This is a genomic window from Polaribacter sp. Z022 (assembly GCF_023555495.1).
Lineage (GTDB): Bacteria > Bacteroidota > Bacteroidia > Flavobacteriales > Flavobacteriaceae > Polaribacter.
In genome coordinates this window covers 456270-473891 of sequence record NZ_JALCZO010000002.1, presented here as the reverse complement: position 1 = coordinate 473891, position 17622 = coordinate 456270, and the positions used below count along the sequence as shown (strand labels likewise).

Annotated in this window: 10 protein-coding genes; 1 reads left to right on the top strand and 9 read right to left on the bottom strand. The window is 29.1% G+C overall.

The annotated features are described in order from the left end of the window. Positions 1-3 precede the first annotated feature (3 nt). From MPF13_RS05840 to MPF13_RS05800, 9 genes are all read right to left on the bottom strand, one after another. Entirely contained in the window at positions 4-1665 is a 1662-nt protein-coding gene (locus MPF13_RS05840; protein WP_249981395.1) for an alpha-amylase family glycosyl hydrolase, read from the bottom strand. 12 nt (positions 1666-1677) lie between these two features. Continuing rightward, positions 1678-3555 (bottom strand): alpha-amylase family glycosyl hydrolase, encoded by a 1878-nt coding sequence (locus MPF13_RS05835; protein WP_249981606.1) that lies wholly within the window; start codon positions 3553-3555, stop codon positions 1678-1680. A gap of 10 nt (positions 3556-3565) precedes the next feature. Beyond that, complete coding sequence (locus MPF13_RS05830) at positions 3566-5992, bottom strand: TIM-barrel domain-containing protein (protein WP_249981394.1); 2427 nt, start codon at positions 5990-5992, stop codon at positions 3566-3568. A 2-nt stretch (positions 5993-5994) separates the two neighbouring features. Beyond that, entirely contained in the window at positions 5995-6963 is a 969-nt protein-coding gene (locus tag MPF13_RS05825) for an alpha/beta hydrolase (protein WP_249981393.1), read from the bottom strand. 82 nt (positions 6964-7045) lie between these two features. Continuing rightward, positions 7046-8977 (bottom strand): glycoside hydrolase family 13 protein, encoded by a 1932-nt coding sequence (locus tag MPF13_RS05820; protein WP_249981392.1) that lies wholly within the window; start codon positions 8975-8977, stop codon positions 7046-7048. A gap of 10 nt (positions 8978-8987) precedes the next feature. Continuing rightward, positions 8988-11294 carry a maltose phosphorylase MdxK gene (gene mdxK, locus MPF13_RS05815; RefSeq protein WP_249981391.1) on the bottom strand — a complete coding sequence of 769 codons (2307 nt, stop codon included), beginning with the start codon at positions 11292-11294 and terminating at the stop codon, positions 8988-8990. A 1-nt stretch (position 11295) separates the two neighbouring features. After that, entirely contained in the window at positions 11296-11949 is a 654-nt protein-coding gene (gene pgmB, locus MPF13_RS05810) for a beta-phosphoglucomutase (RefSeq protein ID WP_249981390.1), read from the bottom strand. A gap of 1 nt (position 11950) precedes the next feature. Next, a complete protein-coding gene (locus MPF13_RS05805; RefSeq protein WP_249981389.1) occupies positions 11951-13294 on the bottom strand; it encodes an MFS transporter in 1344 nt (447 codons plus the stop codon). A gap of 187 nt (positions 13295-13481) precedes the next feature. Next, entirely contained in the window at positions 13482-14504 is a 1023-nt protein-coding gene (locus MPF13_RS05800; protein ID WP_249981388.1) for a LacI family DNA-binding transcriptional regulator, read from the bottom strand. A gap of 199 nt (positions 14505-14703) precedes the next feature. Here MPF13_RS05800 and MPF13_RS05795 point away from each other — a divergent pair, with 199 nt between their 5' ends. After that, positions 14704-17616 (top strand): SusC/RagA family TonB-linked outer membrane protein, encoded by a 2913-nt coding sequence (locus MPF13_RS05795; protein ID WP_249981387.1) that lies wholly within the window; start codon positions 14704-14706, stop codon positions 17614-17616. Positions 17617-17622: the final 6 nt, after the last annotated feature.

The window sequence follows — 17622 nt, the reverse complement described above, 5'->3', positions numbered from 1 at the left end:
AACCTATTTTCCTTCTAATAAAACAATATCAAAACCTGAATTAACAACTACTTTTCCTTCTTTTACAATTAATTCTTGACCAGAATAAAAATCATTAATTTTTTGTCCATCTTTAAAAACTGATGATACATTTATTTCTTTATTTCCTATTGGTAAGTTAATACCAGCTATAATTTTATCGTTGTTTCTTAGTCTAGAAAAAACCAATCCTTTTTCATCAGAGATGATAGTGTGATTTCCTGAACCAACAGCCATATGATTGTTTCTAAATTGCCCCAATTTTTGCCAATGTTTTAATATTTTTTGAGTTTCTTCTTTTGCTTCAATGTCATTCCAATTCATGTTAGATCGTAAAGTAGCATCTCCAACTGTACCCTCTATTATTAAACTTCTTGCAGATTCATCTCCATAATATATTTGTGATGCACCTGAAGTTAACAACAACATTGTTGCAGTTTTATATGGTAATTTTCTTTCTTTATCAAAAGGCTGACCATCATCATGAGATGTTAAATAATTTAAAACACTAAAGCCTTTTAATTCATTTTGAAGTATAGCATCGTATTTAGTAAACACATCTTTTTCAGGCATTTGTTTCACATTCCACTTAAATTCAAAATTAATTTGACTTGTAAACATATTGTCAAAATAATTTACTTTTTTGTCTCCAAAGTCATAATATTTACCACCACTAATTCCATAATTATAAACTTCACCTACTAAATAAAAGGGATTATTATCTAATACTTTTTCTGGATTGTTTTTTTTGTATTGTGCAAAAGCATAATCGCATTCAGTTTTAAATTCACTCCAAACATTTTCTTCTGTATGCTTTACTGTATCTGCTCTGTAACCATCAATTCCAAATTCTGTTATATAATCTGTTAGCCATTTCATTATATAAAAACGAGGAGCTCTTGGATGTCCTGTTCTTTCAAAAAAGGCATCTAATTCTTTTACTTCTTGCTCATATCTTCCTTCAGCTTTCCATTTTGCAACTAATTGAGGAGGCAATTCTACGTTTTCATTACTTTCAGTTTTAATATCTGGTAAATTTTTAACTAACGTACAAGAAATAGTGTTTTCATAATTGCTATACTTACAATTAGGACTTGTTCTTACCCAATCTGATGGCCATACAGGATCTTCTTTTGTAACTGGACCTGTATGATTTATTACAGCATCTAAAAGAACTCTAATTCCGTTTTTATGAGCAATTGCAACCAACTCTTTTAAATCTTCTTTAGTTCCATAATTAGGGTCAATTTTAGTCCAATCTTTTGCCCAATAACCATGATAACCGTAAGAAACTCCTGTACCTTCATCTGTAGATCCATGAATTTGTTCTACAATTGGAGTCATCCAAATTGCATTTATACCAAGTTTTGTAAAATATCCTTCTTTTATCTTTTGAGTTATTCCTTTTATATCTCCTCCTTCAAAACCACGTAACTTACCTGTTTTGTTTGTTCTTTTTATATTAAAATCGTTTGAAGAATCTCCGTTATTAAACCTGTCTGTTAAAAGAAAATATACATTAGCTCCTTCCCAAACAAATTCTTTCTTTTCCATTTTATTTGCAGTTTTTGAAGATGTTTTATTGGTTGTTTTATTATTACAACTAAACAACATTACTAAACTGATTATTAAGATACTATTTTTCATAATTCCGTTTTTTTAGCTTTTAACTTTTAAAATAAACGATTCTAAAGGACTTAATTTTAAAGTTATAAATCCTTTTCCTTCAATTACATTAAGTTTAAATGATTCTTTATTATACAATTGATCAAGGGTATCATAATCACCATCATTTAAATTCCATTTTTTAATGATATCTGAAGGAATTTCTAAAACAAACCTATGATGATCATTTGCATCAAAGTTTGAAACAATTATTAATTTTTCATTTTCAGACCAACGTACAAAAGACAATACTTTGGTATTATAATTCAATGTTTTTTCTCTATTATATTGATGAATATCTTGATAATTGCCCATTAAAGCATCACTTTTAATTGTAAAGTTTAGCAAACGTTTGTAAAAATCTCTTAAATTTAATTCATCTGTAGTAGATTGACCACCATCAAATTGTTTGTTATTTACCCATCTTTGATGTGAAGGAACTCCTACATAATCAAAAATTGAAGTTCTAGAAGGTGTACCAAATCCTGCATTTTCAGAACCATCTTCACCAAATTCTTGACCAAAATAAATCATAGTTGGTGATGTAGATATAGTTGCAGAAACAACCATTGCAGGTTTTCCTTTTAATGAATTTCCTGCAAATTCTGGACTTGCAATTCTTTGTTCATCATGATTTTCTAAGAAATGTAACATATGGTGTTCTATATCTTTTAAATCTTCTTGTATTTGAGGAATGTTGTCTGTTAAGCCATGACCTTGCATTACGTGTTTTATAGTATCATATAAAGCTACTTTGTCATACAAATAATCCATTTTACCTTTTTTAATATAATCTCTATATAAATGAGGTTGATAAACTTCTGCTAAAAGAAAAGCATCTGGGTTTTTCATTTTTATAGAAGAATTCATAAAACTCCAAAACTCAACTGGTACCATTTCTGCCATGTCATATCTAAAACCATCAACTCCTTTATCTATCCAATACAGAGCAATATCTCTAAATTTTATCCAAGAATTTGGTACTTTTTTATCTTTCCAAAATTCAAAATGTTTTTTATAATTTTCATTATCAAAACCTTCTGGTAATTCATCAAAATCTTTTTTCCCTTCTGGTGATATTCCATAATTTACCTTTACAGTTTCATACCAATCATAAAAACTTGGTTTTACAGATCTTGAACCATTTCCTGTCCATTTTGCTGGATTTTCATCAAAAAATTTATCCGATAATGGATTCTTTTCTCCTCCTAAAGGTTTATAATCATTTAAAAAATCTGGTACTTGAAAAGCTTCATTTGGTGTATAGTAAAAATTGTTATCTACATTATAAACAACATTTTTATCATCTTCAGCACCAAAGTCTTTTGTTCCTTTTGGATTTGTTAAACTCTGGTAATTTCTAGCAACGTGATTGGGTACAATATCAATAATTACTTTTAAACCATTTTTGTGAGAACGCTCTATTAAAGCTTCAAATTCTTGCAATCTATTTTCTACATTTACAGCTAAATCTGGATTTACATTGTAATAATCTTTAACTGCATAAGGGCTTCCTGCTCTACCTTTTACAACATCTGGATCATCATTTGAAATGCCAAATTTTGTATAATCTCTAATTACATCATGATGAGGAACTCCTGTATACCAAATGTGAGTAACTCCTAAATCTTTAATTTCTGTTAGTGCTTTGTCCGTAAAATCATTAAATTTTCCAACACCATTTTCTTCAATAGTTCCCCAAGGTTTATTAGTGGTATTAGTATTACCAAACAAACGCGTAAAAACCTGATAAACCACTGTTTTTTTCTTTACTGTAGTACTCTTCATCTTCTTTTCTGATACTTTTTCTGATGTACAACCCATTACAATTGATAAAACTAGAGCTAATGAATATGCTTGAATTCTTTTCATCATTGATATCTTATTTTAAAGTCATTTTTATTTTTAATTCTTTCTTTGGATTCCATTTTAATGGAATTGTAAGTGTGTTTTCTTTGGATGAAATTCTCATTCTTTTTCCACCAACTTTTATCTTTTTAGGATTGTAATTGATGTTATGAATAATTAATTTGATTTCCTTTTCAGTTGGATTCCAATTATTTCCAAATTCAGCTTCAAAATCAATCTCTAAATATCTTTTTTTGAATGCTGCCTTAAATTCTAAAATTTCAAATTCTCCATTTTCAAAAGCATTTGCTGTTAATCCATTATCATTATAAAACTCCCTTTCACTATCTTTTTTTGATGCATTAAAATAATAATGTAGTTCTAATTTATCAGCTTTATAATTGTCTGTAGTTTGTACTAAATCAGACATTAAAATAAATGCACCTTCTCTTACATAAGTAGGAATAGAATTTTCATAAACTTTTACAGTTTTTATTTGTCCTCCTTGTATTTTTTTATCTGTATAAAAATCAATCCAATTAGCAGTTTTTGGGAAATAAACTTCTTTTGTTTTTACTGAATCTTTTAAAATTGGCGTTACTAAAAAGTCTTTTCCCCATAAATAAGTTGATGAATTTGTCATCAATTTAATATCATCTTCTTCAAAGAAAATTGGGCGCATTAATGGAGTTCCTTTTTGATTGTTTTTAAATGCTAAGTTGTAATTATAAGGCAATAATTTATAACGTAACTCAATAGATTTTTTTGCTAATTCTTTAGCTTTATCGCTTCTAAAAACGGGCTCACTTGCAACATCTTCTTGTGCATGAGGTCTGTAAATTGGCTGAAAAACACCATATTGCAGCCAACGTGTGTATAAATTATCATCTAAATTTGCACCTGCAAAACCACCTAAATCTGAGTGCATGTACCCTAAACCTTGCATCCCCATTTGTAAAGCAATTTCTGGTTGACTTTGTAAGCCTCCCCAAGTTCTATTAACATCTCCAGACCAAGGAATCATACCAAATCTTTGAGAACCAGCAGCACCTGCTCTCATTAAAATAAATGGTCTTTCTTTAGGAAATTCTTTTTGGTAACCTTCAAAAATTAAACGAGCCCAATCATGCCCATAAATATTATGAATTTCATCTGCTTTTTGATTGTTTCCAAAAGTTGCCCAAGAAGGCAATACTTCTGGCTCACCTAAATCGCCCCAAAGACCTTTTACTCCTAAGTTTAAAATATCATTATAAATGTTCCAAAACCACTTTTTACCTTCTTTTTTGTAAATATCTACAATACCTGTATTCCCAAAATAGAAATCATATTTGGCAGGATTACCAACAGAATCTTTTGCCAAAACATCTTTTTCTACAGCTTCTTTCCATTTTTTAGAGTTTGATAAAATAAATGGCTCTGTAATTAAAACTGTTTTAACTCCTTTGTCTTTTAAACGAGTTATCATTCCTTTCATATCAGGAAAAGAATCTTTGTCTACTTCTAAATTACCCATTGTTCCTTGTACAGTTTTTCCAAACCAATACAAATCTAATATTACAGCATCTACAGGTATTTTTTCTTCTTTAAATTTTGCAATTGTAGCTTCTGTCTCGTTTTGAGAATGATATCCAAATCTACTTGAAAAATTACCTAAAGTCCATCTTGGTGGTAAAGGTTGTTTACCTGTTAAACTTGTATAATTTTCAATCAAATCTTGCCAAGTATCACCTACAATAATTTGATAAGTTTTACGACCAGAAATAGTTTCATAAGTTAAAGAGTTATCTTTTTTACTGTCTAAATCTATATATCCAATTGGTACATTGTCAAAATGAATCATGTATTTTTTTGATGAAATTACTAATGGAATTGTAAAATTCATCAACTCAGAATGCGTTTCATAACCATAATGTGCTCTGTTGTATAATGGTAAACTATACCCTCTTCTATTCATACCTAAAGCTCTTGCTCCAGCACCAAATAAAACCTCATCATTGGTTAAATTGAATTCGATTTTTTCTGTTGTATCATAAACAATATTACCTTTAACCATATCTAAAGGAATGTGTTTTGATTTATAATACCCTTGTTTTTCTGAGGTAATTAAATCTCCTTCTTTATCTAAATACTTAATCTGAAAAGGTTTATGATTTATGCTTATTGATATCCCTTTTGAGTTTACAACAGTTTTATTTTTAGAAGAATTTACAATTAAATCAACTTTAAAAGGCTTTAAAACAATAGCATGTGAACTTTTTTTAAAAGTTTGATTTTCTGGAATAAACGAAGTTTCTATTATAGAATTAGAATAATACTTAATTTGATAAACGCCATCGTTTACATTAATGATGATTTTATTTCCATCTTGTTTTAATCCTTCTAGAAATCTAGAATTATTTTGAGCAAAAGAAAAAGATGTAAATAAAACAAATAGATAAAAGAATTTAATACGTTTCATGATTATTTTTTCAATAAAAAAGTTAGAGGGATATCAATTCTGTTTTGCCAAGAAATTTCTGAATGATCTGTGCCTTCAAAAAATAAATTTTTGAAATTCGTTTCTGTATAACCGTTCTTTAAGAAAATAGAATCTACTTTTGGTGCATGTATTGGATAAAACTGGTCTAAAGTTTTATTTCCATAATCAAAATACATTTTATGTGTTTTAGCATCAGGAACATTTTGTTCTAAATACTTAAAAATAGTTTTTGGTAATGGATTGTTTTTAATTGGTCTTGCACCAACCCAATGTGTAGAAATACAAGCAGCTCCTTCAAAAACTGTTGGATATTGAGAAATTGCATACATAGACATTAAACCTCCCATTGAAGAACCAGCTACAAATGTGTTTTCTTTATTTGTAAAAACTGAATATGTTTTATCTATATAAGGTTTTAATTCTTCAACCAAAAATTGTAAATATTCATCTCCTGTTAAATCCTTAAGAGAAACTTCATTGTTTGAAAAACTTTTTACAATTTCTAATTCTTCTTTTGTTAGATGTTTCATTGCTTTTTCTGGATATAAATCTAACCATCTAATTGCTGCAATATTATGAATACCAACTACTATAAAATCTTTGGTAACTCCATCATTCATTAACTTAGAAGCAACCTCATCAATTTTCCATTCTTGTTTGTTCCAAGTAGTAGTTTCATCAAACAACATTTGTCCATCATGCATATATAAAACAGCATATTTTTTTTCTGACGAATAATTTTCTGGTAACCAAACATCTACTGGTCTAGGTGTTATATATTTTGTAGGAAAAGAATCTACTCTTATTAATTTTCCTGCTGCTAAATTCACTGAGTTTAAAACTTCAGCAGTAATTTTTGGCTTTTTAACTTCTTCTTTTACCTTTTCTTGCTTAGTTTGTTTGCAAGAAACCAACAATACAATTGAAAATAATATGGATAAGTATTTCATAATTATTAATTTTTAAAACTGTTCTCGATACAATTTCGAAGAAAAATCGAAATCACTCGAACTGACAATACTGAAAATTTAATTAAAATTTTGTAGTTAAAATTACATTTCCTTTTTGGTTTAATTCAATTGCCTCATTCCAAAGAAATTCTTCTCCAGAAATTAGGTTTTTCAACGTTTTTCCTTCTAAACCAACTTCTTTATAACGTTTTAAATCTATGGTAATTGGTTTGTCATTTTTATTGATGATATGAACAACAGTTTCATCATTTTTAACTCTAAACAAGAAATAAGTATTCATAAAAGGTGCAAAATGAATTGTTTTTCCATCATGAATTGCTGCACTATTTTTACGATAATTTAAAACTTTACTTACAAAACTTTGCATCGATTTTTGATCATCAGACAATCCTAAACCTGTAAAAGCATTTATTGTATCATCTTTAAATCCACCAGGAAAATCGGTTCTAATCAAGCCATGATCTCCAGGTTTTGCAGTATCATTCATTAAAATTTCTGTACCATAATACACTTGTGGAATTCTAGGTAACATCAACATATAACCTAATGCCATTTTTGCATTAACAACATCTTCTTTTACCTCTGTAAACAATCTACTTTTATCATGATTGTCTAAAAAAACCATAATGTCTTTTGGGTTTGCATAATGGAAATCATTTGCCAAACCTTCGTATAATTTTACCAAACCTTTATCCCAAGATTCTTCTTCGTTAATTCCATCTATAATGGCTTTTTCCATTGGAAAATCCATAGTAGATTTTAAATTAGACTCATAACCATCTTTGTTGTTAGCTCCTTTTTGCCAATAACCAACCAATAATGGATTGTAACTCCATTCTTCTCCTACAATTGAAAAATTAGGATATTCATTCATTATTGCACCTGCCCAATTTGACATAAAAGCTTTATCTGGATAAGGATAAGTGTCTTGTCTAATACCTCCTAATCCTAAAGTTTCTATCCACCAAATACTATTTTGAATGATGTATTTTGCTAAAAACGGATTTCTTTGATTTAAATCTGGCATTGTTGCTACAAACCAACCTTCATTATTACCTTTTCTATCACTTTCTGCAGCGTACAAATCTTGATTTGTAGTTCTTCTATGATTAGAATTGATATTGGCTTTATAGTTCCAATTATCAATATTTTCTTCGTAATTTTTTTGATGATTTACCCAATCAGAAAATGGTAAATCTTTCATCCACCAATGTTCTAAACCACAATGATTTGCAACCTGATCCATTATAAGTTTCATTCCTTTTTCTCGTAATTTATCAGCTAATTTTTTATAGTCTGATAAATTTCCAAAACGAGGGTCTACTTTATAATAATCTGTTATTGCATACCCATGATATGAACCTTGATACATATTGTTTTCTAAAACAGGAGTTGGCCAAACAGCTGTAAAACCTAACTTAGAAATATAATCAATTTTACTTGTAATTCCCTTAATATCACCTCCATGACGTTTGTAATCATGAGTTCTATCTAAAACAGTTTCATTCATGTTTTTATTTACATCATTACTTTCATCTGCATTTGCAAAACGATCTGGAGTAATTAAATAAATTGCATCTGAACTATTAAAACCAACATAATCATCTGCTGATTTTTCTCTAGATTTTAACTCATAAGTATGTGTTTTTTTTGTTCCATTTTTAAATGAAAAAACGATATCAAATTTTCCTGCAATTGTAGATTTATCAATATTTAAATCGATAAATAAATAGTTAGGACTTTTTGCTTTGTTTACTTTGTTAATAGTAACACCTGTATAAGAAATAGTAGGTGTTGCATTGCTAATATTTTCTTCTTTCACCAATAATTGTAAGGACGTGTCTTTAAAACCAACCCACCAGTTTATTGGTTCTACTCTCTCTAAAAATGTATTAGAAATTGAAACCTCAGAAACATTCTTATTTGTTTCTGTATGGTTACAAGAAAAAAATGCTATGATAAATATTAAAAAAATGCTTCTGATAAGTTTCATAATTTCTGATTTATACTTTTAATAAATTATTTGGAGTTACAGTTATTTTTTCTCCATTCACTAATATGTTAATTTCTTGTTTTCCTTCTAGTTCAAAACGAGTACCATTTTGAGAAACGTTTACAGTAATTACTTGATTTCTAAAGTTTACTTTAAACGAGTAAGATTTCCATCCTTTAGGAATTTTAGGTGAAAAAGAAAGCGTATTATTTACAACTCTCATTCCTCCAAAACCTTCTACAATACTCATCCAAGTTCCTGCCATTGAAGTTATATGTAAACCTTCTTCTACTTCGTGATTATAATCGTCTAAATCTAAACGTGAAGTTCTTAAATAGAATGTATACGCTTGATCCATTCTATCTAACTTTGCAGCCTGAATACTATGTACACAAGGAGAAAGTGAACTTTCATGAACTGTAAAAGGCTCATAAAAATCAAAATGACGTTCTAATTCTTCTGTAGAAAAATGATCTTCAAACATATAGAAACCTTGTAAAGTATCTGCTTGTTTTATGTAAGGAGAACGCAAAATTCTGTCCCAACTCCATTTTTGATTTATTGGTCTTTGACTTTTATCTAGATCTGCTACAGTAATTAATTCTTTATCTAAAAAACCATCTTGTTGTAAGAAAATATTATGTTTTTCAGAAAAAGGGAAATACATATTATCTGCAACATCTTTCCATTTGGCTAATTCTTCATCTGTAAAATTAACTTTCTCTTTAATTCTGATATAATCAGAAATATGATCATTTTTAACTATTTCAATATTTTCTAGAGCATATTCTATACACCACTTAGCTATATAATTTGTGTAAAAATTATTGTTAATATTGTTTTCGTATTCATTAGGTCCAGTTACACCTAACATTACGTATTTGTTTTTATCTGTAGAAAAATTAACTCTTTGTTGCCAAAAACGAGCAATTCCAATTAAAACTTCTAAACCTTTTTCTGGAATATAAGAATAGTCGTCTGTAAAACGATGGTAATTATAAATTGCAAATGAAATAGCTCCATTTCTATGAATTTCTTCAAAAGTAATTTCCCATTCATTATGACATTCTTCACCATTCATGGTAACCATTGGGTACAATGCAGCTCCGTTTGTAAAACCAAGTTTGCCTGCATTTTCAATAGCTTTTTCTAAATGCTTATATCTGTATTCTAATAAAGTTCTTGCTACAGATTGATCTTTTGTAGCCATGTAAAAAGGAATACAATAAGCTTCAGTATCCCAATAGGTACTTCCACCATATTTTTCTCCAGTAAAACCTTTAGGACCAATATTTAAAGTTGCATCTGTACCTAAATAAGTTTGATTTAGTTGAAAAATATTAAATCTAATTCCTTGTTGTGCTTCTACATCTCCTTCTATTGTGATGTCAGACATACTCCAAATTTTAGCCCAAGATTGTTTTTGCATCTCTAAAAGAGCATCAAAACCAAAACTTACAGCTTTATCTAAAGCCTCTTTAGCAGCAGTTACTAATTCGTTTTTATTATGATTTCTATCAACCACATAACCACCAAATTTATGGATTGTAAATGTTTGATTTTGTTTAATTTCTTGTTGATAAGTGCAAGATGTGTAGTTTGATGATTCTTCTTTATTACAACCAGTAATAATTTCGCTATTATCTACAAATAATCTTGATTCCATAAAAGTACACGTATAAAAGTGTGTTTTCATGGTTCTTGCCTCTATAAATGATTGCTGGTTATTTTGAGAAACGTTTAACACATCCCAAAATTGATCATCCCAATTGGTATCTTCATTTGTTATACCTGCATCTATATATGGAATATAGGAAATTTTTGCATTAGAATTTAATGGTGTTACATTATAATTTATTACACCAACCTCATCTAACTCTAAACTTAAAAAACGTTTTGTATCTACTTTAATTTCTATACCGTTTTGTAAAACTGCTTTAAAACTTCTAGACAACCATCCTTCTTTCATGTTTAATTCTCTTTTAAACTCAGAAACTTCTTTACAGGTATGTAAATCTAATTTTTCTTCATTTATAAGAACATTAATACCAATCCAATTTGGGGCATTTAAAACTTTTGCAAAATACTCTGGATACCCATTTTTCCACCAACCAACTCTAGTTTTATCAGGATAATAAACTCCTGCAATATAACTTCCTTGAAATGTGTCTCCTGTATATTGTTCTTCAAAATTAGCTCTTTGTCCCATGGCTCCATTACCAATACTAAACAAGCTTTCTGAAGATTTTACCATTTCTGCATCAAACCCTTCTTCAAGGATTGACCATTCATCTGGCTTTATATATTTTTGATTCATTTTAATTCTCTATTAAATTTTTAATAAAATCGATATTGATTTCTGTAAAATCTGTGAAAATAGAATTTGCTTCTGTTAACACATTTTTATCTCCAATACCTATACTTATCATTTTTGCTGCATTTGCAGCTTCAACACCAGCAACTGCATCTTCAAACACCACACAATCTTCTGGTTTTACTCCCAATTGCTTTGCAGCTAGAAGAAAAACTTCTGGATCTGGTTTTGCTTTTGTAACATTATTTCCGTCTACAATTGTATCAAAATAAGGTAACAAACCAACTTTTTCTAAAATAGGTTGTGCATTTTTACTTGCTGACCCTAAAGCAATTGGAATATTATTTTCTTTTAAATATTGTAATACTTTAGGTACATCTGGAAGAATCTCTGATGCATCCATATTTTCTATATACTTTAAATAGTCTACGTTTTTTTCAACCATCCAAGTATCAAATTCTTCTTGTGTTGCTTCTCTTTTACCAATATCTAATAGAATTTCTAAACAACGTTTTCTACTAACGCCTTTAAATAATTCATTCTGTTCTACTGTAAATTCGAAACCTAATTCATTAGCTAATTTTTTCCAAGCTAAGTAATGATATTTGGCAGTGTCTACTATAACACCATCCAAATCGAATATAAATCCTTTTTTCATTTTAATTTGATTTTACTACATCATCTACATCTTTTACTTTGTAGACTAAAGCTGCAGCAATTAAGAAACTAAATCCACTAATAATTAAAGCGAATATGGCTTCATTATTATAAGCGTATTTTACTAATGGACCACCAATTAAGGCATTAATAATTTGAGGAATTACAATGAAAAAATTAAAAATCCCCATATAAACTCCCATCTTTTTTGCAGAAATAGATCCTGCTAAAATTGCATAAGGCATTGCTAAAATACTTGCCCAAGCAATTCCAACTCCTATCATAGAAACTATTAACCAATTTTCGTTTGGCATAATATAAATTGATAAAAGCCCTAAACCACCAATTATTAATGATATAGAATGTGTTCTTTTTCTACCAATTTTCTTTGCTATATAAGGCAATGCAAAAGCATAAAAAGCAGAAACTAAATTGTAAATTCCAAATAGAATACCAACCCAATCTCCAGCATCTTGATAAGTTGTACTACTACTATCTGTATGAGGTAAACCATAAATATGCTGTGCTATTGCTGGTGTAGCAAAAACCCACATTCCAAAAAGTCCAAACCAAGAAAAGAATTGCACCCAACTTAATTGACGCATAGTTGTTGGCATTTTTTTGAAATCTTCAAAAATATCCATTAAACTAGAACTCTCTTCTTCAACATCATCAGAATCATTATCAAAACTTGCTAACTCTTCTGGTGTGTATTCTTTTGTAGTAGTAACTGTTACTAATATTGAAATAATTAAAGCTGCTGCACCAATAATAAATGACCAAATTAAATTATCTGGTACTACTCCTTCTGAAGTTTCATTAGATACACCAAACCAATTTGTTAAGGCATATGGCAACCAAGAACCAACAACAGCTCCAAAACCAATTAAAGCAGTTTGAACACTAAATCCTTGTGTTCTTTGATCTGTTCTTAAATTATCTCCAACTAATGCTCTGAAAGGTTCCATAGCAATATTAAATGAAGCATCCATAATCATTAACATTCCTGCACCCACCCAAAGAGCTGGCAGAAAAGCTATAAACATATCTGCTTGTGGCATTAATATTAAACCTATAGATGCTAAAATAGCTCCTGCTAAAAAGTATGGTTTACGTCTACCAAATTTACTCCAAGTCTTATCACTATAATATCCTATAATAGGCTGAACTATTAACCCCATTAAAGGTGCTATAATCCAAAACCAAGATAGTTCGTGAACATCTGCTCCAAAAATTTGTAAAATTCTACTTGCGTTGGCATTTTGTAGGGCAAACCCCATTTGAATTCCTAGAAATCCGAAACTCATGTTCCAGATTTGCCAGAAGCTTAATTTATGCTTCTCCATTATCGTAATTATTTTAGTTATTACTACGATAAGTGTTTAGACTTATCAATTAATAAATTTTGTGGAATGTAATTTATTGATAAAGTCGAATTAATGATTCAAAGATATGAGATTTTTACTAATTTTATAAAAAGTAAATACAAAATCTACGACGACGGTTTCGTAAAAAATAGGAACCTAAATTAAGTTACGACGACGGTTTCGTAGATTCTCGAAGTTTTAAATCACTTGAAATTACTATTTTTTTAGGACTATAAGTTTCTGCTTCTTTATCTATCCTTTCTATTAAAAGTTCTACTGCTTGCTTACCCATAGTAAAACCATGTTGAGCAATTGTTGTAATTGATGGTGATGAATATTCTGATATTAAACCATCTGTAAAACCAATAACAGAAAGGTCTTGAGGCACTTTTAACCCTTTTTCTTTGGCAATTCTCATTGCATTAGCTGCATAAATTTCATTTACTGCAAAAACACCATCTATATCATCTTTAAAAACAGTTTCTATTTGTTTTTTAATATCTTGATTTTCATCAATTTCAACTATTATATTCGTATCCGTTTTTATGTATTCTTCAATTAATGCTTTTTCATAACCTTGTCTTCTTAAAGATCCTACATTTACGTGTTTAGGAGTAGTAATTAAAGCTATCTTTTTTCTACCATTATTTAATAAATGTTTTGTTGCTTTATAACCTGCTCCAACATCATCTACTACAACTTTATCGCACAAAATTTCATCTACTACTCTATCAAATAAAACCAAAGGAATCTCTTCTGACACCAAACCTTTAAAGTGATTAAAGTCTTTATTCTTAAGGGTTTCATTAGCTATAGATACAATTAAACCATCTACACTTCCATTAGACAAAACCTTTAGAGTTTCTACTTCTTTTTTATAAGACTCATTAGAAAAACACACTATAATATTATAGCCTTTTGCATTTGCACCTTCTTCAATTCCCATAATAACTGTAGAGAAAAAATGGTGTACAATTTTTGGTAAGATAACACCTATAACTTTTGTTTTTTGATTACGTAATTGAAGTGCTAAACTATTTGGTTTATAATTATAAAGATTGGCATAAGCTTGTATCTTATCTTTTGTTTCTTTACTAATTTCATGACTATCTTTTAATGCCTTTGAAACTGTAGAAGTAGAAACGCCTAATTCTTTAGCTATTGTTTTAATTGTAATTTTTTGCTTCATTATTTATTAAAAAGACAAATTTTAGTATTAATTTATTGAAAATATTAAAAATTACATGAAAAAGTTGTCAACACGAAACCGTTTTCGTGACTTTTATCATATTGAAAATGAACTACTACAACTTATATTTACATAGTGGAATGTAAATTTATTGTAAAGTCATAAATCAAATTTACAGTTATTATTTAACAAATTATACATGAAAAAATTTAAATTATTATTAATTGGAATTCTTTTAACTACTTCATTCAGTATGTTTGCTCAACAAACAGTTAATGGTGTAGTAAAAGAAAAAGCAACAGGCGAACCTTTGCCTGGTGTTAGTGTAGTAGTTAAAGGCACAACAAAAGGTGCTGAAACAGATTTTGAGGGGAACTTCTCTTTAGATAAAGTAAAAACAGGTGATGTACTTGTTTTTAGGTATTTAGGTTTTAAAGACCAACAAATTACTATTAGCTCTAATTTTAACATAACAGTTATATTAGAAGAATCTTCAGAACAATTAGAAGAAATAGTTGTTGTAGGTTATGGTACAGTAAAGAAAAAAGATTTAACAGGTACAACAGACTTATTAACGAGTAAAGATTTTAATAAAGGACCTATAGTATCTGCTCAATCTTTAATTAGTGGTAAAGTAGCAGGTGTTAATGTTATTGCAGGTTCTGGTGCTCCTGGAGATGGACAAACTATTAACATTCGTGGTACAGGTTCTTTATCTTTAACTAGTCAACCATTATATGTAATAGATGGTATACCATTAGATAATGGTGGAGTTGGTGGTTCTAGAAACCCATTAAACTTTATCAACCCAAATGATATTGAGACTTTTGTAGTTTTAAAAGATGCTTCTTCTACTGCTATTTATGGTTCTAGAGCTGCAAACGGTGTAATTTTAATTACAACTAAAAAAGGAAAAGACAGAGATTTTAAATTCAATATTAGCTCTCAAACTACAGTTTATAGTTTAAGAGATAAAATTGATGTAATGTCTGCAGATCAATTTAGAACTTTAATTAATAGTATTGGAACACCTAGTCAAATAGCTTTATTAGGTAACTCTAATACAGATTGGCAAGAAGAAATTTATACTACTGCTATTGGGCAAGACCATAACTTTAGTGCATTAGGTAACCTTTATGGTGTACCAATGAGAGCTTCTATAGGATACTCTGAACATGAAGGAATTTTAAAAGGTGATAATTTAGCACGTACAACTGCTTCTTTTAACTTGTCTCCTAAATTTTTTAATGAGCATTTAAAAATAGATTTCAACGTAAAAGGAATGTACACAGAAAATCAGTTTGCAGACAGAGGTGCAATAGGTGGTGCAGCAACTTTTGACCCTACACAATCTGTATATGATGCTAATTCTCAATATGGAGGTTATTTTGCTTGGTTAGATGCTGGTACAGGTAACCAAAACAATTTAGCACCTACAAATCCAGTTGCATTACTAAACTTAATAGAAGATACAGCAGAGATTAGAAGATTAGTTGCTAATGCAAAATTTGATTATAAAATTCATGGATTAGAAGATTTAACTGCTACTGTAAATTTAGGATATGATACTTCTAACAGTCATGGTAGAAAATATACATCTTCTAAAATACCTACATCTGATGCAACTTTTAATGGATCTTTAACAAGATTTGTTCAAAAATCAGATAATAAAGTTTTTGATGCTTATTTAACTTACAATAAAACTTTTAATGAAAAACATAACTTAACTGTTGTTGGTGGTCATGCATACCAATCTTTTGAATATGACAACTATAATTTTGATAGTGAAGCTAAAGAAGATGGAAACACTTATGAGTTTATAGATAAATCTAAAAACGTATTATTATCTTACTTTGGAAGAGCAAATTATGATTATGATGGTAAATACTATTTAACAGCTACTTTAAGAGCTGATGCTTCTTCAAAATTAAACCCTAATGATAGATGGGGAATTTTCCCTTCATTTGCTGCAGCTTGGAGTATTCATAAAGAAGATTTTATGGAAGGCTCTTTCTTTAATGAATTAAAATTAAGAGTAGGTTATGGTGAAATTGGAAACATTAATGGTTTAGGAGATTACCAATTTTTAACAAGATATAATGGTAGTACAGATACTGCTAACTATCAATTTGGTAGTGCTTTTTATCAAACATTTAGACCAGAACCAATTAATAAAGATTTACGTTGGGAAGTTGGTAAAACATTTAACGTTGGTATAGATTATGCTTTTCTTGATAGAAGAATTACAGGTTCTGTTAATGCTTATATAAAACAAACAAGCGACCTTATTGCTAGTTCTATTGTAGATCCATTTACAAATTTTGGAAACAGAATTAACGCTAATATTGGTGATATGGAAAATAGAGGTATTGAGTTTAATATTAATGCTTCTCCTATTAAAACAGAAGATTTAGATTGGTCTTTAAACTATAATATTTCTTTAAATGATAATACAATTACTAAGTTATCTGTAGATCAACCACAAGGAGGAATTTCTACTGGTGTTGGTAATAATGTACAAGTTCATAGAGAAGGAGAAACTGCTAATAGTTTTTATGTATTTCAGCAAGTTTATGATACAAATGGAATGCCATTAGAAGGTGTTTTTGTAGATAGAAATGGTGATAATAAAATTAATGATGATGATAAGTACATAAATGAAGATCCTTTTGGAGATATTTTAATGGGCTTAAACTCTAATCTTAGTTACAAAAATTGGGATTTATCAATACAAACTAGAGCAAGTTTTGGTAATTATATGTATAATGATATAGCTGCTAATAAAGGTGTTCAGGTTAATGCAACAAACAACAATATTTTATCAAACTTACATGCAGACTATTATAACAGTGGGTTTACTATTATTAGCGATAAAACTGCTTTAAGTGATCATTTTGTACAAGATGCTTCTTTTTTCAAAATAGATAACATTACTGTTGGTTATACTTTAAACAAAGTGGAAAACACAACTTTTAGATTCTATGGATCTTTACAAAATGTTTTAATAATTACAGATTATGATGGCTTAGACCCAGAGATTAATTTAGGAATTGATAATAACTTTTACCCAAGACCTAGATCTTTTGTTTTAGGTGTAAACATTAACTTTTAAATAAAA